General features: G+C 50.6%; 25 protein-coding genes. 19 read left to right on the forward strand and 6 right to left on the reverse strand.

What is annotated here, in order from left to right:
• Positions 1-75 precede the first annotated feature (75 nt).
• Positions 76-690 carry a sigma-70 family RNA polymerase sigma factor gene (locus BLX24_RS05510; protein ID WP_071502081.1) on the reverse strand — a complete coding sequence of 205 codons (615 nt, stop codon included), beginning with the start codon at positions 688-690 and terminating at the stop codon, positions 76-78.
• 254 nt (positions 691-944) lie between these two features.
• On the opposite strand from BLX24_RS05510, the gene BLX24_RS05515 reads away from it, so the two are divergent.
• The 7 genes from BLX24_RS05515 (at position 945) to BLX24_RS05545 (ending at position 6954) form a co-directional block, all read left to right on the forward strand.
• Positions 945-1742, forward strand: a complete 798-nt coding sequence (locus tag BLX24_RS05515) for a Rossmann-like and DUF2520 domain-containing protein (protein ID WP_071502082.1) — start codon at positions 945-947, stop codon at positions 1740-1742.
• Positions 1743-1864: 122 nt separating this feature from the next.
• Entirely contained in the window at positions 1865-2716 is an 852-nt protein-coding gene (locus BLX24_RS05520; protein WP_071502083.1) for a hypothetical protein, read from the forward strand.
• 73 nt (positions 2717-2789) lie between these two features.
• Positions 2790-3377 (forward strand): RNA polymerase sigma factor, encoded by a 588-nt coding sequence (locus BLX24_RS05525; RefSeq protein WP_071502084.1) that lies wholly within the window; start codon positions 2790-2792, stop codon positions 3375-3377.
• Positions 3358-4923, forward strand: a complete 1566-nt coding sequence (locus BLX24_RS05530; RefSeq protein ID WP_071502085.1) for a porin family protein — start codon at positions 3358-3360, stop codon at positions 4921-4923. Before BLX24_RS05525 ends, BLX24_RS05530 begins: the two co-directional genes overlap by 20 nt.
• Positions 4924-4993: 70 nt before the next feature.
• The gene (locus BLX24_RS05535) at positions 4994-5536 is read left to right on the forward strand and encodes a QcrA and Rieske domain-containing protein (RefSeq protein ID WP_071502086.1); all 543 of its coding nucleotides are present in this window, start codon (positions 4994-4996) and stop codon (positions 5534-5536) included.
• A 152-nt stretch (positions 5537-5688) separates the two neighbouring features.
• Entirely contained in the window at positions 5689-6357 is a 669-nt protein-coding gene (locus BLX24_RS05540) for a hypothetical protein (protein WP_071502087.1), read from the forward strand.
• Between the two features lie 30 nt (positions 6358-6387).
• Positions 6388-6954 (forward strand): YceI family protein, encoded by a 567-nt coding sequence (locus BLX24_RS05545; protein WP_071502325.1) that lies wholly within the window; start codon positions 6388-6390, stop codon positions 6952-6954.
• A 113-nt stretch (positions 6955-7067) separates the two neighbouring features.
• Here the strand turns inward: BLX24_RS05545 and BLX24_RS05550 are convergent, their stop codons facing one another.
• From BLX24_RS05550 to BLX24_RS05560, 3 genes are all read right to left on the reverse strand, one after another.
• Positions 7068-7634, reverse strand: a complete 567-nt coding sequence (locus tag BLX24_RS05550; protein WP_071502088.1) for a cupredoxin domain-containing protein — start codon at positions 7632-7634, stop codon at positions 7068-7070.
• A gap of 780 nt (positions 7635-8414) precedes the next feature.
• Positions 8415-9080, reverse strand: coding sequence for an IS630 family transposase (locus BLX24_RS05555; RefSeq protein WP_143092576.1), 666 nt, complete (start codon positions 9078-9080; stop codon positions 8415-8417).
• Complete coding sequence (locus BLX24_RS05560; protein WP_071502090.1) at positions 9017-9436, reverse strand: helix-turn-helix domain-containing protein; 420 nt, start codon at positions 9434-9436, stop codon at positions 9017-9019. The genes BLX24_RS05555 and BLX24_RS05560 overlap by 64 nt, the downstream gene beginning before the upstream one ends.
• A 74-nt stretch (positions 9437-9510) precedes the next feature.
• Here BLX24_RS05560 and BLX24_RS05565 point away from each other — a divergent pair, with 74 nt between their 5' ends.
• The 3 genes from BLX24_RS05565 to BLX24_RS05575 all read left to right on the forward strand — a co-directional run bounded on the left by BLX24_RS05565 (position 9511) and on the right by BLX24_RS05575 (position 13625).
• A complete protein-coding gene (locus tag BLX24_RS05565) occupies positions 9511-11115 on the forward strand; it encodes an N-acyl-D-amino-acid deacylase family protein (protein ID WP_071502091.1) in 1605 nt (534 codons plus the stop codon).
• Between the two features lie 221 nt (positions 11116-11336).
• Positions 11337-11876, forward strand: a complete 540-nt coding sequence (locus tag BLX24_RS05570) for a hypothetical protein (protein WP_071502092.1) — start codon at positions 11337-11339, stop codon at positions 11874-11876.
• A 360-nt stretch (positions 11877-12236) separates the two neighbouring features.
• On the forward strand, positions 12237-13625 hold the full coding sequence (locus BLX24_RS05575; protein WP_177225783.1) for a vanadium-dependent haloperoxidase: 1389 nt from the start codon (positions 12237-12239) through the stop codon (positions 13623-13625).
• 87 nt (positions 13626-13712) lie between these two features.
• On the opposite strand, the gene BLX24_RS05580 is transcribed toward BLX24_RS05575, so the two are convergent.
• Entirely contained in the window at positions 13713-15662 is a 1950-nt protein-coding gene (locus tag BLX24_RS05580; RefSeq protein ID WP_071502093.1) for an ABC-F family ATP-binding cassette domain-containing protein, read from the reverse strand.
• 165 nt (positions 15663-15827) lie between these two features.
• Here BLX24_RS05580 and BLX24_RS05585 point away from each other — a divergent pair, with 165 nt between their 5' ends.
• A complete protein-coding gene (locus BLX24_RS05585) occupies positions 15828-16847 on the forward strand; it encodes an SDR family NAD(P)-dependent oxidoreductase (RefSeq protein WP_071502094.1) in 1020 nt (339 codons plus the stop codon).
• Here BLX24_RS05585 and recF read toward each other — a convergent pair.
• Positions 16841-17959, reverse strand: coding sequence for a DNA replication/repair protein RecF (gene recF / locus BLX24_RS05590; RefSeq protein WP_071502095.1), 1119 nt, complete (start codon positions 17957-17959; stop codon positions 16841-16843). The genes BLX24_RS05585 and recF overlap by 7 nt on opposite strands.
• Before the next feature lie 240 nt (positions 17960-18199).
• Here recF and pdhA point away from each other — a divergent pair, with 240 nt between their 5' ends.
• The 8 genes from pdhA to serS all read left to right on the forward strand — a co-directional run bounded on the left by pdhA (position 18200) and on the right by serS (position 24667).
• Positions 18200-19240 (forward strand): pyruvate dehydrogenase (acetyl-transferring) E1 component subunit alpha, encoded by a 1041-nt coding sequence (gene pdhA / locus BLX24_RS05595; protein WP_071502096.1) that lies wholly within the window; start codon positions 18200-18202, stop codon positions 19238-19240.
• Positions 19241-19435: 195 nt separating this feature from the next.
• Positions 19436-19678, forward strand: coding sequence for a DUF4926 domain-containing protein (locus BLX24_RS05600; protein ID WP_071502097.1), 243 nt, complete (start codon positions 19436-19438; stop codon positions 19676-19678).
• 158 nt (positions 19679-19836) lie between these two features.
• A complete protein-coding gene (locus tag BLX24_RS05605; protein ID WP_071502098.1) occupies positions 19837-20532 on the forward strand; it encodes a tetratricopeptide repeat protein in 696 nt (231 codons plus the stop codon).
• Positions 20533-20660: 128 nt separating this feature from the next.
• Positions 20661-21164 (forward strand): 6,7-dimethyl-8-ribityllumazine synthase, encoded by a 504-nt coding sequence (gene ribH, locus BLX24_RS05610; RefSeq protein WP_071502099.1) that lies wholly within the window; start codon positions 20661-20663, stop codon positions 21162-21164.
• An 83-nt stretch (positions 21165-21247) separates the two neighbouring features.
• Positions 21248-22582: an aspartate kinase gene (locus tag BLX24_RS05615; RefSeq protein ID WP_071502100.1), complete on the forward strand. Its 1335-nt coding sequence runs from the start codon at positions 21248-21250 to the stop codon at positions 22580-22582.
• A 107-nt stretch (positions 22583-22689) separates the two neighbouring features.
• A complete protein-coding gene (locus tag BLX24_RS05620) occupies positions 22690-23007 on the forward strand; it encodes a nucleotidyltransferase domain-containing protein (protein ID WP_071502327.1) in 318 nt (105 codons plus the stop codon).
• Positions 22991-23392 carry a HEPN domain-containing protein gene (locus BLX24_RS05625; RefSeq protein ID WP_071502101.1) on the forward strand — a complete coding sequence of 134 codons (402 nt, stop codon included), beginning with the start codon at positions 22991-22993 and terminating at the stop codon, positions 23390-23392. Before BLX24_RS05620 ends, BLX24_RS05625 begins: the two co-directional genes overlap by 17 nt.
• 3 nt (positions 23393-23395) lie before the next feature.
• Positions 23396-24667 (forward strand): serine--tRNA ligase, encoded by a 1272-nt coding sequence (serS, locus tag BLX24_RS05630; protein ID WP_071502102.1) that lies wholly within the window; start codon positions 23396-23398, stop codon positions 24665-24667.
• Positions 24668-24677 lie beyond the last annotated feature (10 nt).

Here is a 24677-nt window from a genome sequence, read left to right on the forward strand (position 1 = left end):
AGTTTAATTTATTCCAAGATTAGTAATACGGAAATGTTACTGGCTTAACCAATATATATATAGAAAAAGTTTCGCTTAGTCCTCATTTTCTTCACGATAACCCATTGATTTTGCGTAATCACGCAATTTTTCTTTCAACAGGTTACGCGCTCGGTGTAACCGGGACCGAACCGTACCAATCGGAATATCCAGAATTTTTGCCATTTCTTCGTACGTGAATCCTTCGATATCACACAGAATAATGACTGTCCTGAAATCCACCGGCAGCGAGTTCAGCGCTGTGGCAACTTCGTCACCGATCAAGTCAGAAACAGACTCGGCCCGAAGGTCGACAGTGTGCTCAGCCTCAGCGTCTTCAGAGTTGTAGGTTGTTTCTACATCCTGATAGTCAACCTTAGCTGGCTCCTTACTTTTCTTCCTGTAATCGTTAATGAAGCTGTTCTTCAGGATTCGGAACAACCATGCTTTGGCGTTAGTTCCTTGTTCGAACGACGAGATGAACCGAAACGCCTTTAAATAGGTATCCTGTACTAAATCATTGGCGTCGTCCTCATCCATCGTCAGACGAAACGCAAAGTTGTACATGGAGTCTATATGTGGCATAAACTCCTTGTTAAAGATAAGGTATTTCTGATCTTCAGAATAGCCTCGAGCTGGCGTGTCTGACATAAGTTCGGGCATAGTCGCCATAAATTTACAATTATTTGCCGTTCACCGTCGGTTTGGCCCTACATAATTCATGCTTTTTATAACGAAAATGCCTGGCCGTATCAGATATTGACTGCAAAAATCACTCCTTTGTTTCAATTTTACACACAAAAAAAGACGAAACTGACGAATTGGCAGGAATTAGGCGGAGTGATTGAGTGATTTAGCAAATGAGTGAATTAATTTGCTGTAATAATTCGCTTAATCACTCAATCGCTCATTCGCGCAATCTAAAGATGCACATCACCTTCATCGGCGCAGGGAATCTGGCCTGGCACCTTGCTCCTGCTTTCGAAAACGCTGGTCATCAGATCAATGAGGTCTATAGCCGCCGTACTGAACAGGCTCGCCGGTTGATCAGTATATTATACGATGCCGGTGTCAGAACGGATTTAAACTTCGCTGACAGTTCGTCGCAATTGTTTGTGCTGGCTGTGGCAGATGATGCCATGGAAGAAGTATGCCAACAATTAGTATTGCCGGAAAATGCTATTGTCGTGCATGTGTCCGGAGCTAAACCCTTAGCACAACTACGCCGCTGGATGGCTATTTACAGTGATGTGCCCGTCCGGACGGGTGTTTTTTATCCGTTACAGACTTTCAGCCGCGACCAGCCCCCGCTTTCGTTTGAGCAGATTCCGCTCTGTCTGGAAGCAGATGATAAGGAAACGGAAGATATACTGGTCGGGCTCGGGCAGGAGTTGAGCGATATCGTTTATCTGATTACGTCCGATGAACGACGGCTTCTGCACATGGCCGCTGTGTTTGCCTGCAACTTTACCAATCATCTGCTGGCCATCGCCAAAGACCTGACCGAAACCAATGAGGTGCCCTTTAAATTATTAAAGCCTCTGATCCGGGAGACCATCCGGAAAGGCCTCTCGGCCGGCCATCCGGCTGATGTGCAGACCGGGCCTGCCCGTCGTGGTGATCAGCAGACCATGCAGGCTCATCTCACCCTGTTGAGCGATCAGCCGCAACTGGCCGAAATGTATGAACTCATGTCTGACAGTATTGCCCGGATGTACCATTAATGCATCGTTTTTGTAATTTTTTTCGGACCGACGCAACCGTAATCCTGAACCCTCCGTATTGATGACTGAACCGGTTCAACTGAAAGTTAACAATCACATATATTTAACAGCAGTTGAAAATCATGAAACAGCCATCTTTGACAAAATACGGCCTGTACTATGTTCTTTTATTTGTAGCCATACTGACCGGATGTAAAGACAACGAGTCTACGCCCGCCAACGATGTGGATTTAGCGACGACTACCCTGGGTAGCGTATTGACGGGAGAAAGCGGCAAAACGCTTTACTTTTTTGCCAGTGACGTGTCGGGGGTGTCTAGTTGTACATCGGCAACCTGTATGGGCAACTGGCCGGTTTTCTACAAGGACCCGGCAACCATGAAGCTGGGCACTGGATTAACCGTCACGGATTTTGCGGTCATTAACCGCCCTGATGGCTCCAAACAGACCACCTACAAGGGATGGCCGCTGTATTACTACAAGAATGATACAAAAGCGGGTGATGTAACCGGAGAAAATGTAGGTAACGTATGGCTGGTGGCTAAAACCGATTACAGCATTATGCTGGGCAACGGGCAGCTTCTGGGGAATAACGGGAAAACTTATACCAGTGATTATAAGGAAGGAACGGGTAATACCCTTTATTTTACCGACGGCGTTGGCCGGACATTATACGGTTTCGTAAATGACCGCAACAAACAGAATAAGTATACCAAAGCCGATCTGAGCAATAACGCCACCTGGCCGTTGTTTGAGGAAGCGACATTAAAATCGGTTCCGTCGGTGTTGAACAAGGCTGATTTTGTCGTAATCGATGTGACGGGAACGGGTAAGAAACAACTGACCTACAAAGGCTGGCCACTGTATTACTTTGGTCCGGACAATGCGGTTCGTGGTGCAACTAAAGGCGTTAGTGTACCGACGCCCGGTATCTGGCCTATCGTAAATGCGAATACGCAGGTAGCGCCAAACTAAGCACAGGAGAATGATCGGGTTGCCGGCCAACCGGTAGCCCGATTCTGAAAATTGATAAACAACAGCGGTATTCATGGCAAACGGATCCCCCCCTCCAGCGTTGCATGAACTGTTAGCCGGTTGTCTTCGCAATCAGCGACGCAGTCAGGAATTGCTCTACCAGCAGTTCTATGGCTACGCTATGGGCGTTTGTCTGCGATATACATCAACACGGGAAGAAGCTCTGGAAGTTCTGAACGACGGTTTTCTGAAAGTGTTTACGCGGTTACAGCAGTATGATCAGGCTCAACCTTTTAAAGGTTGGTTACGCCGGATTCTGATCAATACGGCTTTGGACCATTACCGGCACGAAGTCCGGCACTATCATCATGATGATGCCGCTAAGGCCGAGCAGGTCGCAACCGATCAGGCCGATGCTTACAGCCAGCTGGCGTATGAAGAACTGATCGGCCTCGTTCAGGAGTTATCACCGGCCTATCGGCTGGTATTTAACATGTATGTTATTGATGGCTATAGCCATGAAGAAATTTCGGCCAGACTGGGGATTTCGGCCGGAACCTCAAAATCAAATCTGGCAAGAGCGCGCGAGTGTCTCCGGTCGATGCTGCAAAAAAAAAGTCAGTCCGTAAACGGTGATAAGTATGCAAGAGTACCCCGATAACGAGCAGCCCAATGAGGGCTTCGACGGGCTCTTCAGAAAGTCAGCTGAAGAGTTCGAGCCGACATTTGATCCGGCGGCCTGGCAGGATATGCGGGCACGCCTTGAAGAACACGACCGGAAGGTATTAATGAATAAATGGCTGATACGGAGCTCTATTATGCTGGCCGTACTGCTGCTGGGGTTCGTTGGATGGTATTCCTGGGAGGTTGTGAACGCAGGGGGGGCGTCGGTCCGGCAACAGCCGGGCCCGCCTGCCAGGGCACATAACCGGTCCTCGGAAAGCGGTCGCCTGGTAAAAACGTCACCCGAAGACCCGGCTATCACTGGCTCAGCGCCTGCGCCGGGCATAAAAACCGGTGGTAACGCAGCCGGCAACGGAAATGTACCGGTAAAAACCGTTGATGCAGTCAAAGAAAATAACGGCCTGCCCGTACAGCCCAAAACAGTTGCCGCAGCTACTGAACATACTACAGATGCTACTACCGGCAATCCGGTTCCGTATACCGATAACAACCAGCCAACCTTTACAGTGCAACCGTCGGCCCGGCTGGCAAACAAACCAGGCAAGCGTGTAGTGCCGGCCGGATTGGCGGTTGAACGCACGAGGGCAGCAGAGATCGGCCGGTCGCGGCAGATGACTGACCTGCCAGCTGGTACCGCCGTCGGATCAACAGGATCAGAAAGCCCGGCCGTATCACAAATAAAGGAGCCCGGGCGGAGAGCCGGTACGATTGTGAATCCGGATTTTGATCCGGCAGGTGAAGAACCTGCCCCGTTGACAGACCTGAATTCTGCCGCCCGCGAAGAAGGTATGCCGGTTTGGGCAAACATCGACCGTCTGCAAAGCCATTCATTTGTCTGGCCCGTATTTGTGCCAGCATTGGGTTATCCGGTGCAGGCACCGGTAGCAGACAAACCGGTAGTTCAGGAGCGACAAAAGGTGCGTGGCTTTAGTTTACGGGCGGGGATTTCGCCGGATTTGACGACGATTGGCCTTCGTAACTTCGTACGGCCCGGGGTTAACCTTGGTTTGCTGGCCGAGTACCGGCTAAGCAATCGCTGGAGCATACAGGCGGGAGCAATGTGGAGCAAAAAGGTATACGAAGCGTATCCTGATCAATACGAATGGCCATCGAACTGGAAATGGCAAGTGCCGGTTCTGGGGGTCGACGGTATCTGTAGTATGGTTGATGTTCCGCTCAATGTACGGTATGACATCATATTACAGCCACGAAAATCAGGGTTATTGCCATCGCGCTGGTTTGTGAACACGGGTGTGACCAGTTTTATTATGCTTCGGGAGGTGTATGACTATCAATATGAAAACCCTGACGATCCTAAAATTAAGTTTAAGCAATGGGCCGGTAAAACGGGGCCTTATGGTCTGAGTCATCTGAACTTCACGGTGGGGTATGAGCGTGCCCTGACAAGGCGCTGGGCCTGGCAGGTCGAGCCCTTTATAAAAGCACCCCTGCAAGGAGTTGGTCGTTTCAAAATAAATCTCATCAGTACGGGAGCTTTCTTCTCCATCCGATACAAACTTTAATCTTTTTTAGCATCATTTTAAAACCGTTCAGCACGTTCAAACGTACTGAATACTAAACTTTCTTTGTCTTATGAACACGCAGCAACCTGTAGAAGAAACCATGAAACGCGGCGAATTCCTGCGCAGTCTTGGCCTGAGTAGCGGAGCCTTAATGGCCTTGTATTGCATGGGCACATTGTCGTCGTGCGGTAGTAAGGATGATACAACGGTAACGCCGGGGACTGGAACCGGCACAGGTACCGGAACCGGTACAGGCAGCTCAACGTCAGGATTTACCGGTAACGCGCAGACCTCAAAAGGAACCATTAGCTTCACCCTTGATCTGACTGATAATAATTACAAAGACCTGAAAACAGAAGGCAAATATGTATCCGTCGGCGATGTGGTTGTCGCCAATGCCAAAGGCAATAAGCTGGTGGCCGTCGGCCGGATTTGTACACATCAGGGTGGAAATCTGAACTATCGGCTCGCACAGGACGATTTCCTGTGTGATTTGCATAGCAGCGAATTTGCCACTGACGGAACGGTTCAGGTTGGTCCGGCTACGCAGGCCGTAAAAGCCTACAAAGCCACATTGTCGGCAAATGGTAATACCTTGCAGGTATCTCAGTAAGAACGTTAATTTTTCATTAATTCAGATACACTGAGGCTGCACAGAGTGCAGCAGGTACGTATGTAAAAACAGACCGGCTCTCCTGACATGCACGCGGATAATGGCAGAAAGGTAGGCCGGTCGTTGTTTTCTAATCTTTAGCCCGGGTAAGAATGAAACATGTATTTTGCCTGCTTATCGGCTTTTTTCTGATGAGCTACAGTTATGCACAGGACTCCACAGCCGTTCATCGCGATACTACCAAAGCAGCCTCCGGCGACGATCTGCTCAGCGGCCTTACCGAATCGACGGAGAAACAGGAACTGCTGCCTTCGAAGATGATTTTTACACAGCGTGCCTTCTGGGGACCCAAAGGCCTTCTGCGTGTGATGAACGTGGCCCCGCTGACGCCGGAAGGCCGTGAAAAGGAGCTGAAAGTACGTCGGTTTATGTTGAAGACACACCAGGTTGCAGGGTTTGTAACGCTGGCAGGCATGGTCGCACAGGGTCTGGTCGGCGCAAAATTATACAACGCCAAAGGCAGCGACTACAGCCGCATCAAAGAAACCCATGAAATGCTGGCAACGGGTATCAATGTGGCTTATACTACAACGGCAGTTTTGTCGCTGGCTGCACCGCCAAAGATGGTTTCCGAACGGAAGGGGTTTAGCTCCATTAAGCTCCATAAATATCTGGCGGTCCTACACATCGCGGGTATGATCACCACCAACGTACTATCGGGTATGATCGCCGATAACTACAAGCTGAAGCCTTACCACAGAGCCGCTGCCTACACTACGTTCGGGGCATTTGCTGCCTCGGTAATTGCCATTAAGTTTTAAGTCTAAATGCCATCAAAACAGTATTTTATCATGAGAAGGGTTATATACGTAGCCTTGTGGGGGCTTATTGCCGTCGGGCTAACCAGCTGGGTGGCACCCAATCCGATGGCCAAACGGAAAATAATGGCCGACAAGGGTAGCTCTTCCGTTACCTACAGCATGAAGCACCCCATGCACGAATGGGATGCGGTCAATAAAGACGTGACGTGTGCGGCGATGTACGATGATGAAGCGCAGAAATTTGAATCGGTCGCTGTTGTCGTGAAAATTGCGTCGTTCGACAGTAAAAATGCTAACCGTGATTCGCACGCGATTGAGGTACTCGACGGGATCAAATTCCCGAACGTGACCTTCTCCAGCCAGGACATTCAGACCGGACCTAACGGGGCGCTGACTATCAAGGGAAATCTCGTTTTTCACGGCGTTTCGAAGCCCGTGACAGTGCAGGCTACCCAAAAGCAGGCCAACGGAAAAACCGTAGTCGATGGAGCCTTTAACCTGAAAATTACGGACTTTAAAATCGAGCGGCCAACGCTGATGATGGTACCCGTTGAGGATGAACTGCGGATGAAATTCAGTATTGCCTTTAAGATGTAGTAGAATCAGTCAAACAAAACAGGATCGCCCCGGCTGGTAAACCAAGCCGGGGCGATCCTGTTTTGTTTGGCCGGCTGTACCAATTGTCATTGGTCAGCAACTGCTGATCGGTATCAGGGTAAAACGACAAAGGCTCCCCTCATGACTGCATGTACCGTACATAGATAAAAAAGGGTGTCCGGAGCATTGGCCGGTACATTAAAGGTTAGTGTGTTATTGATGACATCCTGGTTTGTCGTGCCTAGTGAATAAGCAGGGTTTGTGTTCGGAGGCGATAATGTATTTGACGTTGAAATACGGAATGGGTGAGCTGTATTACCGCTAACATTAAAACGATAGGTAACCCCTCTGTATAAATTGAGTGTTGGGTTAAGCGTTGTAAGGGTGCCGAACCGCCAACCGGTAAAGCCGCTGTTAACTACCTGAATATCAATGGTCAACGGGACGTTGTTGCCCGTAAATATCCAGCCGTTGAGCCACATGTAGAACCCTTGTGCCTGAGCTGTACCGGTATTGAATACAAGTAATCCCTGGGCCGGATTGGTAAAAGGGGCGGCCGATGAAAGATCGGATGACAAGACGACATCAGCTACTTTACTTCTGAGCGATTCGCAGTTGCATTGAGACCAGCCAAAGTAGCTTTTTGCGATAAGGAGTGTTAGTAACAGGAGTTTTTTCATAGTTCTGTAAAACAATAGGTACAAACTTGAACGGGAAAACACTAACTTACTTGTTGCCAAATAAGCATAGGGCATTATGTAATTACATCGACGGTTTATACGTCTGGCCTTTCGGAGACGTCTTTTTCTGACCAGGGTTGGATAGAGCCATTAAGTTTTTTCTCCATATATGATTACATGTATTTTGTCTGGACGGTAATTATGGTATGTTGGTTGCGTCATGCATAAAAAAATATAAATCTTCATATAATGCTTTTAAAAAAAATATAGGCGAACCAGGATAAAAAGGCTGTCTTTTAGCTTATTAGTAACTAAATATGGATCTTAATACTTGTATTTTTATTATAATGTAACTTATAAGTAGTTGAATAGATTTAGTTTGCATTNTTATTTTTTGAATTGGTTAATGAGGTTAGTTTGTGCTTTTCTAAAAACGGTATACCCGCGACGGTACTTTCCTCGCAATTCGTTTTAATGCTACATGGGTGTAGTGAGTTTGGTATCAGGTGGTCTCGATCAGCTTTTTAACAGAGGATTTTTCTGAACGCTTGACAACATACGTCAATCTATGCCTGCCGAAGAAGATAGCTCTGTTTTAAAACAGGAAAAGAAAGGAACATTCTGATACTGAAAATTGAAAAACTTCTGGTGTCAGATAATGAAATAGGGTCATCTTTTCAAACGGTAGGTAGCGTATACACTTAGTGGCTAATAAGGCGATAGTTTAGGGTAAAGTATAAAGGATATTATAAATCCAGAGAAATAAGTAGTTGAATAGATTTAGTTTGCATTAAACGGGCTGAAATTGATATTCAGGTGAGTGCCAATAGTAGCCATACATCGATTGACAGCATAAAGCAGGCTATCTTTTTCCAGATAGTCTTCGGCAACCAGCCATTCCATCTTTAACTTTCGCCACATGGTTTCAGCGATATTTAGATGAGGGGAGTAGGTTGGTAAGAAGAATACAAAAAGGCCTCGTTGTTGCCAAATCGCAAGGCGATCCTGCAATAGTTTAGCATGATGAACGGAGGCATTGTCTAAAACTACAAAAGTTTCTTTTACAAGGCTCAGCGAGAGTTTATCAAGCTTTTCCATGACAAATTGACCCGTTATAGTTCGCTCTGTTGTCGCCCAATGACATTTATTTTGACGGCTGATAAGGCCCCAAATATTGACCCAATGTCCCTTTTCAACATACACAGCTACCTCTTCATCCGGAAACTGCCAGCCATAGGGCACATAACCTTCGCTACTCACCCGGCTCTCATCGCCATAAAACAACTCAATCAAGCCCGCCCGGGAAAGTTTTTCCAGTTCATGTAAATACGCCTTTTTAAGGGCATAAATGCTTGCATTGGGTTTACTTTTACACCGTTTTCTTATCCGTTTATATCGTCCCCCAAGACTTTTAAAAACCGACGGAAGGTAGCACGGCTTACCGATTTACCACTGTTGGTTTCCCATTCAGCTTTTGCCGTTTCTAAGCGTTGCCGGTGTTTTTTGGCTAACGCCACGATTTGTGTCCCGTCGGTTTGTTTGTCTATTTTGGGCTTGCAACCGCGCCCCGGCTTTATTAGAAGCCCAGCTATGCCCTCTGACTTATAGCGATTTAGCCAACTATTTACACTAACATGGCTCATGCCTACAATTTTAGCTACATCTTTTGAAAACCGTCCGTCAGCCTTCAATAATATGGTTTGGCACCGTTTTCGCAAACTATGGTTGTCACTTTTTTTAAAGAGTGTTTCTAACTCTGTTCGTTGTGATTCCGTTAGAATTGGTGTATTGACTCGTCCCATAATGACGAAGTTACAGAGTAATATAAACTATTTCTGATGAAGTACTTATAGAGGCGGCTTTATATTTTATAATCATGAAGCACTTTACAATAACCCTGTTTTGTGTATTGGCCTGTGCTGCACTGGCAAAAGCGCAGACCTACGACCTTGTGATCCGGAATGGCCGCGTGGTGGATGGTACGGGCAACCCCTGGTACTATGCCGACGTGGCGTTGAAGGATGGCAAGGTCGTTTTTATTGGTACGGTACCGGCAACCGCAACCGCCCGGCAACTGATCGATGCCCGGAATCAGATGGTGGCGCCCGGCTTTGTTGATGTGCATACCCACGTGGAAGGGAGTCTGGAAGAGCGGCCGGGTGCCGAAAATTTTCTGTATGATGGCGTAACCACGCTCGTGACGGGCAACTGCGGCTCGTCGCGTACCGACTTGCGGACGTATTTTGAAAGCCTGCGGAGTCAGGGTATTTCTCCGAATGTCTGCTCGCTCATCGGGCATAACTCCGTCCGGCTGAAGGTAATGAAAACGGCGTTTCGTGACCCGACTGCCCGCGAGCAGGCCGAGATGGAGGCGCTCGTGGAGCAGGCGATGAAAGAAGGTGCTGTCGGTATGGCTACGGGCCTGATTTATACGCCGGGCACCTACTCCAAAACCCCCGAAATTGTGAATCTCGCCAAAGTTGCGGCCCGATACGGCGGGGTGTATGCGTCGCATATGCGGAACGAGGGGCAGGAGGTAGAAGCGGCCATTAAAGAAACCATTCAGATTGCCCGCGAGGCCCGGATTCCGGTCGAAATTTCCCATTTCAAAGTCGCCGGTAAACCCATCTGGGGCTTTAGCAAACAAACTATCGGACTGGTAGACGCCGCCCGCCGCGAAGGGCTGGACGTAACGGTTGACCAATACCCCTACACGGCCTCAAGTACGTCGCTCCAAAGTATTATTCCGGCCTGGGCACTGGCCGACAGCGATTCGCTGGTGCTGGTGCGGTTCCGCGACCCGGTCACGCGCGCCAAAATCCGGAAGGAAATGTTGGAGAGCCTGAAAAAAAATGACCGTAAACACTTCGATTATGCCGTAGTAGCCTATCTGCCTGCCGATACGACATTCAATGGCCTGAGCATCTCGAAAATTAATCAGAAGCTGGGCCGGAAAAACAGGGCTGCCACCGAGGCGGATCTGGTGATGGACCTGATCGAAAAGTCGGGGATGAAGCGGATTCAGATGGTGTATCATACCATGTCGGAGGAAGATGTGGCCAATATCATGCGGTATCCCAATACCATGATTGCCTCGGATGCGGGCGTCAGCAGGTTCAACTCCGGTATGCCTCATCCGCGCGGATATGGCACCAATGCCCGTGTATTAGCCCGGTATGTGCGCGAAAAACAGGTTATTCCGCTGGAGGACGCCATCCGCCGCATGACGTCTCTGCCCGCGCAGCGTTTTAAACTGGCTAACCGCGGGCTGATTAAAGAGGGCTATGCTGCTGACATCGTGGTGTTTGACGAAAAAACGGTGGGCGATGCGGCAACCTACGAAGCCCCGCATGCCTATTCAACCGGTTTTTCGTTTGTGCTGGTCAACGGCGTGCCGGTGATTGAGAACGGAGCCCATACACAGAAACGCCCGGGGCAGGTGTTATTGGGATCAGGTGCGGCGATGGTTGCCGAACGCTGAAACAGGCCGGATGCCTCGAACCCCGCACGTTTGGCCGGGCCACTTTTCTGACAAAGGAGAAATCGCTTTATGACGGTAAGGATGCGATCGGGCTTTGGCCTGCCTGGCCAGTCCCCGGGGGCAACGTATTTCGTTGGTTGGTATGATACAGGCAATGGCATTATTTTTGTTCTAAAATCAGTTAATGTCCCTCCGCCGGGCACATCACCATTAACAGTCTGATGAAAAAAATAGCCGCTATCGGTTTATTTGTCCTGTTGACGCTTCATATGCTGGCGTATCTGCTGGTATATGCGGGTATGCAGTGGCAGGAGGAGCATGACCTGTCAAAACGACTCGGCATGTACCGCTCCGTCGATAGCCTGGTGGAATTTCAGCTTATTTTTTCAGACCAGTCCGAGGGTGTGTTTATCAAAGACAAAACCGCTGACGGATTTAATTATCACGGGCAGTATTATAGCGTTGTCAGTATTGAGATACGGGGCGATACCATGCGGCTTTTAGGGTTACCCTCCAAAAGCCGCTCTTTCTGGCAAAGCGATCTGTTATTGTTCCTGAATGACCATATAAAACAATCCTCATCACCACACCAGAAAACAAACGAGTGGTTGAAGCTCCTTCTTAAGGAATATTTGCCGACCCTGCGGCCGACGCTGCCGTTTGGTCTTACTCACTGGTACGAAGACGGTCAGTTTCCCGCGCAGCATGTGCCGATGGTGACCCGTATCCTGTCTGTATTTTCTCCTCCTCCCGAAGCCTGAGCCGCTATTCTGTTCGCGGGCTTATTCGCTATCGGTTGGTTATCCGTATTTTTTACGCCTGATAATCAGCTGAAGGTAATAGGGCGTGTCTTGTTCTATTGCTTATCCGGAGACCTTTATGGAAAGGCGCTTAACGGATAACAGGTCTATGCATTACAGAAAAACAGCGCATCGTTCATCCCTGATTTAGCAGTTTCTTCGGCATAGAGAGCGGTAGCTGTATGCTTGTGTATACAGCCGTCTCCCTGTTTTCTCCTGACTGTAAATCACAGTCAGGCGCACGCTATTGCTCACTGTTTAATGACGGACATGGTCTATACAGCTCGTAGTGCACCATGTTCTGACAAAGACTTTTTTTACATGTTAACGTATATAAAGGCGTTTTTTTCTCATCGCCTGACACGGTCTTTCTGGGCTGTTAATGGCTTATGGCTGTTATTGAATGCTTGCCAGCCACCAAAGGAACAGGTTAAGCCCGCTTTTACCGCATCGGCACTGGATGCGGCCGTCGGACTAAACTGGATGGATTTGTTCCTTGATATTGATCGTTATGCACCCGGCTACCGGCCGCCGGTAGCGGCACGTGCCCTTGCCTATATCGGACTGGCAGCTTACGAAACAATTGCACCCGGGTCTGCTACGTACCAGTCTGTAGCCAATCAGTTTACCGGCCTTGTAATCCCGCGCGCCGAACCGGGCAAAACCTATCGCTGGGAGGTTGCCCTGAATGAGGCGTATTATGTGATGATGAAGGGCTTTTTTCCGCATGTCAACGATGCCTATAAGACTAAGATCGAGTCACTATACACCCGTTTATCCGCAACCGCTGAATCCGAAGAAGTCAGCCGGTCGCGGGCATACGGGCAGGCAGTGGCCAATGCGGTACTGGCGTACTCAAGAACGGATAAGGCAGGTGATGAAGCGTATCTGCGGAACCAGCCAACGGATTACACGCCGCCGGTCGGGCAGGGGAAATGGCAGCCAACGGCCCCTGATTACAGCCGTGCCTTGCTGCCGTACTGGGGCCGTGTCCGGACATTTGTTACAAACGAGGCCGAAAAGGTGGCGCGGCCCCCGCTGGACTATAGCACGAACTTTAACTCTACGCTTTTTGCCCAGAGTCTGGAGATTTACACGTCGACGAAGCCATTGACAAAAAATGAACAGTGGATCGGTGAATTCTGGAGTGATGATATTTATCAGCTGACATTTGAGCCGGCTGCGCGTTGGCTGGCTATCGCCCAGCAGGTAATCCGGCAGGAGAAGGTGCCGCTGGATAAAGCCGTTTACACGTATGCAAAGCTGGGCATCGGGTTAAGTGATGTGGGGGTAGCCTGCTGGAACTCAAAATATATTTATAACATCGAGCGCCCGATTGCCTACATCCGGCGGGCCATCGACCCCACCTGGCGAACCCGCCTGAATAACCCTGTGCTGGTGCTGGAAGGGGTAACCCCGCCGTTCCCTGCCTATCCTTCCGGGCACTCCTGCTTCGGGGCTGTCGCTGCGGAAGTGCTGACGGATGTGTATGGCATTGCCTACGCACTGACGGATCGTTGTCATGAAGGACGAACCGAATTCAACGGTGCACCCAGAAGCTTTTCCAGTTTCTACGAAATGGCTCAGGAAAACGCCTGGTCGCGCGTATTGCTCGGCGTTCATTACCGGATGGACTGCGAAGAAGGCTTGCGGATGGGGTATGCCATTGGGCGGAAGGTAAACAATCTGCCCTGGAAAAAGCCGTTGTGAGCCCCTCAGGATTACGTTAATCCGCCATAAAAAAGCGGTGGCACAACTGTCAGTCGTGCCACCGCAAATAAAACAGGATACCATACATTACCCCAGTTTCGCTTCGAGTTGCTCGGCTTCGAGCATGGCGCTTTCCCACTGGGACTGGAGCTGGTCGATCTGGTTCATTAACCGGTGATATTCATCGTTTTTAGCCTGCATCAGTTTGTCGTCGCCGTAGGTCGACGGGTCGGCGAGTTCGGCTTCGAGTTTGCCTTTGCGAGCTTCCAGCTGACTGATTTTGCCTTCGGCGTCTTCGGCCACCTGATTCGCTTTTTTCAGCGCTTTCTGCCACTCTTTCCGGTCGTTGTCGCTCGATGGCGCAGCCGCCGCAACGGGCTTCGGCGCTACCGGTGCCGGTGCCGGCTTGTTGTCGGCAAAAGCACTTTTGACGCCCGACTCTTTCCGGTCTTCCAGCCACATTTCGTATTCGTCGTACGTGCCCGGATATTCCTTAATCTGCTCGTCTTCGATGTACCAGATCTTGTTGGCAATCTGCGACACAAAATACCGGTCGTGCGAAACCACCACATACGTACCTTCGTACTGCGCCAACGCCTGAATCAGGATGTTGACCGATTGCATGTCGAGGTGGTTGGTTGGTTCGTCAAGCAGCAGGAAGTTTGCCTGCGACAGCAGTACCTTTGCCAGCGCAACCCGCGATTTCTCACCCCCCGACAGGACTTTAATTTTTTTGAACACATCGTCGCCCGAGAACAGGAAACAACCCAGGACACCGCGCAGCTCGCCTTCGGATTTTTCGGGGTTGGCTTGTTTCAGTTCTTCCAGCATGTTGTCCTCAACATTCAGCGATTCGAGCTGGTGCTGGGCGTAGAAACTGAACAGCACGTTGTGACCCAGGCGGCGCTCGCCTTCAATGGGTTCGCTGCCGGCAATGATCCGGAGCAGCGTTGATTTACCACGGCCGTTGGCGCCGATCAGGGCCACTTTATCGCCCCGTTCCAGCCGGATGTCAGCACGGGTCAGGATGCGTTTTTCACCGTAGGCCTTACTGATATCGTCGAGGTGCAGGATGTGGCGGCCCGGCTGTGTCGAGAAGTTGAACTTGAAGTTGACGCGTGCGTTTTCGTCGATCACATCGTCCACCAGTTCCATTTTTTCGAGCATTTTCACCCGGCTCTGGGCCTGCTTGGCCTTCGTCGCCTTGGCCTTAAACCGCTCAATAAACCGCTCGGTCTGCCGGATTTTAGCCTGCTGGTTCTCGTAGGCTCCTTTCTGAATCTCGTTCCGCAGGGCTTTCTCTTCCAGATAGAACGAGTAGTTGCCCGGATAATAATTCAGTTTGGCACCCGATACTTCAACGGTCACATCAATGACGTTGTCGAGGAACTCGCGGTCGTGTGAAACCACAATTACCGCCCCTTCGTAGGTCTGAATGTATTTTTCCACCCACTGGATCGAGGGTAAGTCGAGGTGGTTGGTTGGTTCGTCAAGCATGAGCAGCGACGGTTTCTGGAGCAGGAGTTTGGCAAGCATTACCCGCATCCGCCAGCCACCCGAAAACATCCGCAGCGGCTTTTGCAGGTCGGCGGTTGAGAAGCCAAGACCTTCCAGAATTTCTTCGGCCCGCGATTGTACCGTATAACCGTCCAGGGATTCAAATTCTTCCTGGGCCCGACCCAGTTTGTCGATCAGGTCGTCGGTATAATTGGTCTCCATCTGGTGGAGAATGTCGTCAATAATGGCCTGTAGCTTGTTCTGGCGCTCAAACGCCTGCATGGCTACCGACAGAATCGAGTCGTCGGTCTGATAGGAAAGCAGGTCCTGATTCAGGAACCCGATGGTTACGTCACCGGCTTTGGAGATGGTGCCGCCGTCGGGCTGGTATTCACCGATAATGATCCGTAGTAACGTAGATTTGCCTGTTCCGTTAAGACCGATGAGGCCAATTTTCTGGCCAGGCTTGATATGTAGCGAAGCGTTTTCGTACAGTGCCCGGCTACCCAGATAGTACGACAGGTTGGTAATCGAAATCATACGGCAAAGGTACCAAATTTGCGTGGGATGGTAGCATACCGGCCCGAATGAGCGACAAAAAATCCCCCGGCAGCCCATTCGCTCATTTCCAGCCGGATGGCCCAACATTCGTCCGGGCGGGCTGTTGAGTTGGGTAGGTTTATCATCCGAATCACACAAAAGCGTATGCGTACAGGAAAAGTATGGTTGTGGGGGCTCGCAGGAGCAGGGGCAGTATGGGCGGCAAAACAGCTGATCCGGCAACGTCGTAAAATGGATTTCCGGGGTAAAACGGTGGTCATCACCGGCGGGTCGCGCGGGCTCGGACTGGTGCTGGCGCGGCAGCTGGCAGAGGCTGGCGCCAATATTGCCCTTTGTGCCCGCGATATTCAGGAACTCGAACGGGCCAAACAACAGATACTGCCCTATAATCCGCTCGTACTGACCTATCCCTGCGACATTACCGACCGTGACCAGGTCAACACCTTTATCAGCGATGTCATTCAGGTATTCGGCAAAATCGATGTCTTGATTAATAATGCCGGGATCATCCTGGTGTCGCCCCTGCAACACCTGACCGACGCCGATTTCAGGGAGTCGATGGATACGAATTTCTGGGCGAGCTACTATACCGTTAACGCCGTTTTGCCGCATATGCGCCGGCAGGGCATGGGCCGCATCGTTAATATTGCCTCGTTTGGTGGCAAAGTGTCGGTGCCGCATCTGTTGCCGTATTCGGTCAGTAAGTTTACGTTGGTCGGCTACTCCGAAGGCTTACGGACCGAACTCCGGTCCGACAATATTCTGGTGACGACGGTGTGTCCGGGGCTGATGCGGACCGGCAGCCCGCGCAATGCTACGTTCAAAGGGCAGCACGACAAGGAATATGCATGGTTTAAAATTGGGGACTCACTGCCGTTTCTGGCGATGGACGCCGAAGAAAGCGCCCGGCAGATTCTGGACGCCTGCCGCCACGGCGATGCCGAACTGATTATTTCATGGCCCGCCAAACTGGCGAATGCTATCCACGGACTTATGCCAAACCTGACTGCCGAAGCCCTGACCCTGGTAAACGACTGGCTGCCGGAGCCGGGCGGCATCGGAGAAGAACGCCGGCAAGGCAAGGAGAGCGAAACGGCGCTGTCGGCCTCACCGCTCGCCAGACTGACCGACGAGGCGGCCGTGGTTAACAACGAAGATTACTGACCCACTCTGAAAAAACGGACATCGGCCTGAACACCGTCCAGGAGCTGGGCGGTGCGTTCGGGGCGTGCGTCGGTGATAATCAGCTGGCCAAAGGTCTGATCTTCCATAAGTCTGATCAGTTTGCCGATCCGGATATCGTCGAGTTTATCGAAAATGTCGTCGAGCAGCAGAATGGGCTTGATACCTTTTTCCTGCTTAAGCTGCTCAAACTGCCCCAGTTTAAGGGCAATGACAAAGGTTTTCTGCTGTCCTTGCGACCCGAATTTTTTCAGGGCTGTGGTGCTGCCGTCGGGCATGCCCAGCAAAAACGAGTAGTCATCTTTGTGGATGCCCATGGTCGTGCGCTGCAAGGCCACATCACGCCGCCGGTTCTGCCGGAACTGCGCGGCAAAATCCGGGTTTCCGGCCTCGGATTCGTAGACAATGTCTGCCTGTTCGCGGGCGTCGCTCAGGTAAGCGTAATGGGCCCTGAATTGCGGCAGAAACTCGTTTACGAACTGCGCCCGCCGGTTATGAATCCGCTGGGCCAGTTCCAGCATCGGTTCATCGTAGGTGTCCAGCAAGTCATGATCGACATGGCTGCGTTCGGCAAACAGTTTCAGGACACTATTGCGCTGCTTCAGAATCTGCTGATACATCAGGTAATCGCGCAGGTAATCGGCGTCGAGCTGCGACAGGACACCGTCAAAAAAATGCCGCCGGTCTTCGCTGTGTTCGCGCACCAGGTCTGTGTCGTTGGGGGCAACGAGCACTACCGGAAAGCGGCCGATGTGCTCACTGACTTTCTCGTAGGGCTTTTTGTCGGCCATCAGCACCTTGCGCTGTCCGCGCTGGAGACTAACCGTAATCTGTACCCGGTGCTGGCCCGTTTCATCACCGGCATCTTTGTAAAACATTCCGTCGATGATGAAGTAATCAGCGTCGTGGTTGATGGTCAGGGTATCCTGCGACTGGAAGGCACTTTTGCTCAGGGTCAGGAAATAAACGGCATCCAGCAGGTTGGTTTTACCGCTTCCGTTAGGCCCGACAATCACGTTGATTTGTGGCCCGAAGGTAAACCGGCCATCCTCATAGTTTTTAAAATTGGTCAGGCTGAGCTTTTCCAGATGCATTCGTCCTTGATTTTTATAGAGCAGGAGTGGGTAAAACCGGCAAAAATCAGGTTTTCATCAGTCTTTTTTCTATTGTCTCCCGTCAAGTGTCTTAAATAATCCGATAATGCGTAATTTCGCAACCGGGTTGTAAAAGCCTGTTCACCTGTACAGACAGATGAACTCAACTCGCTATTGGCAACAAAGATACGGTTGGATTGTTCAACTGACAGTATTAAGGCCGACACTGAAATAAGCATTATGGCAAGCGTCAAAGAAAAAACGAAAAAGGGCGACACGCCAGCCGCCGCTAAGACTGAGCATCCCAAAGAGCGGTACATGTACTGGTACGAATCGATGGTATTGCAACGGAAATTTGAAGAGAAAGCCGGCCAGTTATATGGTCAGCAGAAAATCCGGGGCTTTTGCCATCTTTACATTGGTCAGGAAGCCTGTTCGTCAGGTTCGTACTCTGCCTTGACCAAAGATGACAAGTGGATTACGGCCTATCGTGACCACGGTATCCCGCTCGCACTGGGTTCAGACCCGAAGGCGGTGATGGCCGAGTTATTTGGCAAGCAAACCGGCTCGTCGAAAGGCAAAGGCGGTTCAATGCACATCTTCGATAAGTCGGTAAACTTCGTCGGTGGTCACGGGATCGTAGGAGCGCAGATTCCGCTGGGTGCCGGGCTGGCTTTCGCCGAAAAATATAACAAGACACAAAACCTCTGCATCTGTTTCTTCGGTGACGGTGCCGTTCGTCAGGGTGCGTTACACGAAGCCTTTAACATGGCCATGACGTGGAAACTGCCGGTGATTTTCGTTGTCGAAAACAACGGATATGCCATGGGAACATCCGTTGCCCGGACATCGAATGTAACGGAGCTGTATACTATCGGTGAAGGGTACGACATGCCGTCGGAGCCGGTTGACGCCATGGACGTAGAGGCCGTACACGACGCTGTAAGCCGCGCTGCCGACCGTGCCCGCGCCGGTGAAGGCCCGACATTCCTCGAAATGCGGACATACCGTTTCCGTGGCCACTCTATGTCAGATCCGCAGAAATACCGGACTAAAGAAGAGGTTGAGCAGTATAAGCAGCGCGACCCGATCGAGCAGGTACGGGCTACCATTCTGGAAAGAAACCTGGCAACCGAAGAAGACCTGGCCGCTATCGACAAGAAAATCAAGGCGATTGTTGAGGAATCGGTGAAATTTGCGGAAGAGTCACCTTATCCGTCGCCGGACGAAGCGTTCAAGGACGTTTACGTAGATAAAGATTATCCGTTCCTGATGGAATAACCGGATTACATTCATAAAAAAGGCTAGTCTGAAACCGGAACTGCTCTGCAGAACGGCCGGTAGACCAGCCTTTTTTTTTATCCGGCCTCAATATGGTCCGCTATTTGCTAGGCTACATAAGCAGGTTTCACTATTATTGTTAAACAACCGTACCGGCTGTCAGTTGTCATCAGATAAATTAGTTTGTCAATTGATATGGAGGAGTTTTCATTAGTTGTCCTTGAAGAAGATCCGGCTAATAGCCGTCTCCGGAAGGGCGACGTCGGTACGATTGTAATGGTATACGGAGATGGTAAGGCATACGAAGTCGAATTTGTAACGCTTAAAGGCGAATCAGTCGCTGTCGAAACGCTGTTGCCCCATCAGATCAGAGAGGTGCGGACCACAGAAATGATGGCCGTGCGAGACCTGGCTGGCGGCGTAAACGCGGCGGATTAACGGGTTGTTCAGCAGCGGTTTGTTGCCGGTAGCGGGTAACGGTTCGGTTTTCGGGGTGAGAAAAGCCAAATATCTAATTACCAAAATACTTTTTTTGAAACCGAAGCTTTTTTGAAAATCGAAAAGTTCCTAATTTTGCGTTCCAAATTAAACGCTGTATGAGCAAAAAGAACACGGGACTGGAATTTCTGGAAGATCCGGACGCATTGGCCGGCCAGTTGGAACGTGCGGAAGACTTTTTCCAGGAAAACCGTAACATAGTTGTAGGCATAGTTGTAGGCCTTTTTGTGGTTGTTGGTGGTTTCTTCGGCTATCGGTATTACATGAGTACACAGGATGAAGACGCACAGAACCAGCTTTTCCAACCTGTATATCAGTTTGAAGCCGATTCGCTGAAACAAGCCCTGAACGGCACCGGCGCAACACCGGGCCTGCTGTCAGTTGCTGATAACTATGGGTCAACAAATGCCGGTAATCTGGCTGAGTTCTACGCAGGCGTTGCTTTACTGAAAGAAGGCAAGTACGACGATGCGATTGAGCGCCTGAAAGGGTTCAGCTCATCAGACCTGTTGGTTCAGGCGCGGGCCTATGCCCTGATCGGTGATGCCTACATGGAAAAGAAAAGCTTTGACGACGCTATCAGTTACTACCAGAAAGCGGCGGACTATAAGCCAAACAAATTCTTTACGCCCGGTTATCTGACAAAGCTGGCTGTTGCTTACGAACAAGCCAAGCAGAACGATAAGGCTATCGAAACGTACAATACGATTATTGATAAATACGCTGAGTCGGCTGACGCCGTGAACGCCAAGAAGTATAAATCCTTGCTCGAAGCACAGGCCGGCGAGTCATAAGCGTACGTACATAAGCTACTACCAGAAGGACAACGTCGGCCCGGCGTTGTCCTTTTCTTTTATCCGGGAGTCAGAGGCTTTCCGGTCCGGAACAAATCCGTTTATTCAAACAGAAAAATATCGTTTTTATGTCATCAGCCCATAAAAATCTGAGCGTTTTCTCGACAGAGAAGTTGCCGGATATCAGCCATCGCCGTTTTGCCATCGTGGTTGCCGAATGGAATTACGAAGTAACCGAGGCCCTTTTTGAAGGCGCCTACAATACCTTGCTGGCTTACGGAGCCTCGGCCGACCGGATCATCCGCGGAAATGTACCGGGCAGTTTTGAACTGACTTTAGGCGCGCAGTGGTTTGCCCACCGCGACGACATTGACGCCGTTATCGCGCTTGGCTGCGTGATTCAGGGAGAAACCAAACACAACGATTACATCAATCACGCCGTAGCGCAGGGCCTGACCAACGTGAGTCTGAAAACCGGCAAGCCGGTAATTTTCGGGGTACTCACGCCCAATGATCAGCAGCAGGCACTCGACCGCGCGGGCGGCAAACATGGTAACAAAGGCGACGAAGCCGCCATGACCGCCATCAAAATGCTCGGCCTACAGCAACAGGTTTATAGTTTTACTTTCTAATGAGTGGTTGAGTGAATGAGTGATTGTGCGAACCGGTTTGCGACAATTACTCATTCACTCAATCGCTAATTCACTCAATTAAAATGCACGTCTGGAAATTTGGCGGAACATCGGTGGGCAAGCCTGAACGGATGCACTCGATTCGCAACCTGGTGACCTCGGATGGGGGTCGGAAATTTGTTGTTTTGTCGGCCCTGTCGGGTACGACCAATGCGTTGTTGTCGATTGCTGAGTCGCTGAAAGCGAACCTGCCCGACGAAGCAGCCGAGAAAATTGAACACCTCAAGGCGCATTACGACTCGTTTATCCGCGAATTGTACAAAACCTCCGAAGGCTTTGCGAAAGGCCAGCAGATTATCGAAAACGAGTTCTCGTTTATCCGTTCGCTGACCAGGATCCGGCCGTTTACCCTCAAGCAGGAAAAAGAACTCGTGGCCGAAGGTGAATTGCTGAGTACGCAGATGTTTGCGGCCTATCTGGAAGAGCAGGGTGTACCATCGGTATTGCTGCCGGCGCTGGAATTCATGCGGATCGACGCCGATGGCGAGCCTGAACTGGACGTGATTGAACAAAAGCTGCGGGAAATCATGCGCGGACACGATGACAAGGAAATCATCGTGACGCAGGGCTTTATCTGCCGCAACCCGCGCGGGGAGGTCGATAACCTGAAGCGCGGCGGGTCAGATTATACCGCTTCGCTGATCGGCGGCGCTATCCGTGCGGCTGAGGTACAGATCTGGACCGACATCGATGGTATGCACAACAACGACCCGCGGATTGTGAAAAAAACCTTCCCGATCCGTGAGCTGACCTTTGATGAGGCGGCAGAACTGGCTTATTTCGGTGCTAAAATTCTGCACCCGTCAACCATTACCCCGGCCAAACTGCGCGGCGTACCGGTCCGTCTGAAAAATACCATGGATCCGCAAGCGCCGGGTACACTGATTGCCGAGCGCACCAGCACCTCGTCGGATCAGGTATTTAAGGCAATTGCTGCCAAGGATGGCATTACGGCCCTGTATATCCACTCGACCCGTATGCTGAACGCCTATGGCTTCCTGCGCCGCATTTTTGAAATTTTCGAGAAATACAAAACGCCGGTCGATCTGATTGCGACATCGGAAGTATCGGTGTCGGTAACGATTGACAATACGACGAATATTCAGGCGCTGATGGACGAGTTGCGGACGTTCTGTGATCTGGAAGAACCGGACTACGATCAGGCCATTGTCTGCGTGGTAGGTAATTTCAGTGCCGACCATCCGGGTATTGCCCTGAAAGTGCTGGAGTCGCTGAAAAACATTCCGATCCGGATGATCTCGTACGGTGGCACCGAGCACAACATTTCCCTGCTGATGCATGGCCGCTATAAAGCCGAAGCCCTAAATGCGCTGAACGAAGGATTGTTCGGCCTGTAACAGACGGCCCCGGTACATCAGCTATGTGCCGGGGCTTTTGTTATACCGGCTGCCGTGCCGCTATCCGGTGCTTATTCTGTAACTTCGTAACGGTAAATGGCTGTGTTATGAAAAAAATCAGCAAGCGTCTTTTTCTGAAACAGGTAAAAGAAAGCATATTAGCAATTGATCCGGAGGCGGAAGTTTATTTGTTCGGTTCCCGGGCAAGAGGTGACTACCGTCGTAATTCTGATTGGGATTTTCTGGTATTGACAGATAAGACGCTCGATCAGAAACTGGAATACGCCATATGGGATACCTTTACAGAGCTGGAACTGGCTTCAGAGCAGATTATTAACCCAATTGTTCACGAAAAGCGTGAGTGGGTTAAACGGCCGGCGTCGCCTTTGTACGGCAATATTTCTCTCGATGGAAGACCAATCTGAAAATTACAAGGAAGAGGAAATTGCCTACAGAGTAGTCCGTGCTGCTGAAACACTGCGGGAAGCCAAAGCACTGATTGCTATAGAAGGCTGGAACGGATCAGCGAACAGGTTATACTACGCGGCTTATTACATGGTCGTAGCGCTAATGATTAGAGAAGGTATTAAAATCTCCTCGCACGATGGGGCCAAGCACATGTTAGGTTTACATTTTGTGGAAACCGGCAGGCTGGATGTTCGTTACAGTAAAATTTACGGACATTTATTTAATGCTCGTCAAAGCGGGGATTATGGTACGTTTATTCAGTATACACCGGAAAGAATATTGCCATTATTAGAGGAAACTGAAGAATTTATAGCTGCCATCGAGCAACTACTAACCAATTAAACAATGCTACAACTTCCCTTCATCCGTGAGAATAAAGAACTGACACTCGCGGGCCTAAAAAAGAAACGGGTGGCAAACGCCGGCGAAGCGGTAGAGCAGGTACTGACGCTCGACCAGCAACGCCGTGATACACAGAAAGAACTCGACGACGTACTGGCCCAATCAAATGCGAAGGCTAAGGAAATCGGGGCGCTGATGAAGTCAGGGCAGAAAGAAGCCGCTGATGCCGCCAAAGCTGAAACCGCTGAGCTTAAAAGCCGGTCAAAGGAACTGGAAGAAAGCCTGAAAGCGCTGGAACAGCAGGTAATGGACGTCCTGGTTACCCTGCCGAACCTGCCCCACAGCAGCGTACCGGAAGGCCGTTCGGCCGAAGACAATGAGGTGGTGCTGGAAAACGGGGAAAAGCCGGTGTTGGGCGATGATGCGCTGCCGCACTGGGACCTGATCAAAAAATACAACATCATTGATTTTGAGCTGGGTATCAAAATCACCGGTGCCGGTTTCCCGGTCTACAAGGGCAAAGGGGCCCGTATTCAGCGGGCACTGATCAACTTTTTCCTCGACAAGGCACTGGAGGCCGGTTATCTGGAAGTGCAGCCGCCAATCCTGATCAACAAGGATTCGGGCTTCGGTACGGGACAGCTGCCGGACAAGGAAGGGCAGATGTATTTTGCCGCTGCCGATGAACTGTACCTGATTCCGACGGCCGAGGTGCCGATTACCAACCTGTACCGCGATGTGATTGTGAGTGAAGACCAACTGCCGGTCAAAAACGTAGGCTATACGCCTTGTTTCCGTCGGGAGGCGGGTTCGTGGGGGGCGCACGTGCGTGGCCTGAACCGGCTGCACCAGTTCGATAAAGTAGAGATCGTGCAGATCCGCAAGCCGGAAGAATCGTATCAGGCGCTGGAAGAAATGAGCCTGTATGTGCAGGGCCTCCTGCAGGAGCTTGAACTACCTTACCGCGTGCTCCGGCTGTGTGGCGGCGATATGGGCTTTACGTCGGCCCTGACGTATGACATGGAAGTATGGTCGGCGGCGCAGCAGCGGTGGCTGGAAGTAAGCTCTGTCTCAAACTTTGAAACGTATCAGGCCAACCGCCTGAAGCTGCGCTACAAAGTAGAGGGAAAAACCCAGCTGCTACACACGCTGAACGGTTCTGCACTGGCCTTACCGCGTATTCTGGCCTCTATTCTGGAAAATAACCAGACGCCGGAAGGCATCCGTATTCCGAAGGTACTGGTGCCGTACTGCGGTTTTGAGGTGATTAATTAGGTCTTAACGA

Origin of the sequence: Arsenicibacter rosenii, assembly GCF_001870735.1 — a bacterium.
Classification (GTDB): domain Bacteria; phylum Bacteroidota; class Bacteroidia; order Cytophagales; family Spirosomataceae; genus Arsenicibacter; species Arsenicibacter rosenii.

What these genes read in the sequence shown, in the direction of transcription:
- BLX24_RS05535 (WP_071502086.1), top strand. Translation starts at nt 4,994, where the DNA reads ATGAACACGCAGCAACCTGTAGAAGAAACCATGAAACGCGGCGAATTC.
- BLX24_RS05570 (WP_071502092.1), top strand. Translation starts at nt 11,337, where the DNA reads ATGAAAAAAATAGCCGCTATCGGTTTATTTGTCCTGTTGACGCTTCAT.
- BLX24_RS05580 (WP_071502093.1), bottom strand. Translation starts at nt 15,662, where the DNA reads ATGATTTCGATTACCAACCTGTCGTACTATCTGGGTAGCCGGGCACTG.
- BLX24_RS05540 (WP_071502087.1), top strand. Translation starts at nt 5,689, where the DNA reads ATGAAACATGTATTTTGCCTGCTTATCGGCTTTTTTCTGATGAGCTAC.
- BLX24_RS05560 (WP_071502090.1), bottom strand. Translation starts at nt 9,436, where the DNA reads ATGGGACGAGTCAATACACCAATTCTAACGGAATCACAACGAACAGAG.
- BLX24_RS05585 (WP_071502094.1), top strand. Translation starts at nt 15,828, where the DNA reads ATGCGTACAGGAAAAGTATGGTTGTGGGGGCTCGCAGGAGCAGGGGCA.
- BLX24_RS05550 (WP_071502088.1), bottom strand. Translation starts at nt 7,634, where the DNA reads ATGAAAAAACTCCTGTTACTAACACTCCTTATCGCAAAAAGCTACTTT.
- ribH (WP_071502099.1), top strand. Translation starts at nt 20,661, where the DNA reads ATGTCATCAGCCCATAAAAATCTGAGCGTTTTCTCGACAGAGAAGTTG.
- BLX24_RS05545 (WP_071502325.1), top strand. Translation starts at nt 6,388, where the DNA reads ATGAGAAGGGTTATATACGTAGCCTTGTGGGGGCTTATTGCCGTCGGG.
- BLX24_RS05620 (WP_071502327.1), top strand. Translation starts at nt 22,690, where the DNA reads ATGAAAAAAATCAGCAAGCGTCTTTTTCTGAAACAGGTAAAAGAAAGC.
- BLX24_RS05525 (WP_071502084.1), top strand. Translation starts at nt 2,790, where the DNA reads ATGGCAAACGGATCCCCCCCTCCAGCGTTGCATGAACTGTTAGCCGGT.
- pdhA (WP_071502096.1), top strand. Translation starts at nt 18,200, where the DNA reads ATGGCAAGCGTCAAAGAAAAAACGAAAAAGGGCGACACGCCAGCCGCC.
- BLX24_RS05600 (WP_071502097.1), top strand. Translation starts at nt 19,436, where the DNA reads ATGGAGGAGTTTTCATTAGTTGTCCTTGAAGAAGATCCGGCTAATAGC.
- serS (WP_071502102.1), top strand. Translation starts at nt 23,396, where the DNA reads ATGCTACAACTTCCCTTCATCCGTGAGAATAAAGAACTGACACTCGCG.
- BLX24_RS05510 (WP_071502081.1), bottom strand. Translation starts at nt 690, where the DNA reads ATGGCGACTATGCCCGAACTTATGTCAGACACGCCAGCTCGAGGCTAT.
- BLX24_RS05605 (WP_071502098.1), top strand. Translation starts at nt 19,837, where the DNA reads ATGAGCAAAAAGAACACGGGACTGGAATTTCTGGAAGATCCGGACGCA.
- BLX24_RS05615 (WP_071502100.1), top strand. Translation starts at nt 21,248, where the DNA reads ATGCACGTCTGGAAATTTGGCGGAACATCGGTGGGCAAGCCTGAACGG.
- BLX24_RS05530 (WP_071502085.1), top strand. Translation starts at nt 3,358, where the DNA reads ATGCAAGAGTACCCCGATAACGAGCAGCCCAATGAGGGCTTCGACGGG.
- BLX24_RS05565 (WP_071502091.1), top strand. Translation starts at nt 9,511, where the DNA reads ATGAAGCACTTTACAATAACCCTGTTTTGTGTATTGGCCTGTGCTGCA.
- BLX24_RS05575 (WP_177225783.1), top strand. Translation starts at nt 12,237, where the DNA reads ATGTTAACGTATATAAAGGCGTTTTTTTCTCATCGCCTGACACGGTCT.
- recF (WP_071502095.1), bottom strand. Translation starts at nt 17,959, where the DNA reads ATGCATCTGGAAAAGCTCAGCCTGACCAATTTTAAAAACTATGAGGAT.
- BLX24_RS05520 (WP_071502083.1), top strand. Translation starts at nt 1,865, where the DNA reads ATGAAACAGCCATCTTTGACAAAATACGGCCTGTACTATGTTCTTTTA.
- BLX24_RS05515 (WP_071502082.1), top strand. Translation starts at nt 945, where the DNA reads ATGCACATCACCTTCATCGGCGCAGGGAATCTGGCCTGGCACCTTGCT.
- BLX24_RS05625 (WP_071502101.1), top strand. Translation starts at nt 22,991, where the DNA reads ATGGAAGACCAATCTGAAAATTACAAGGAAGAGGAAATTGCCTACAGA.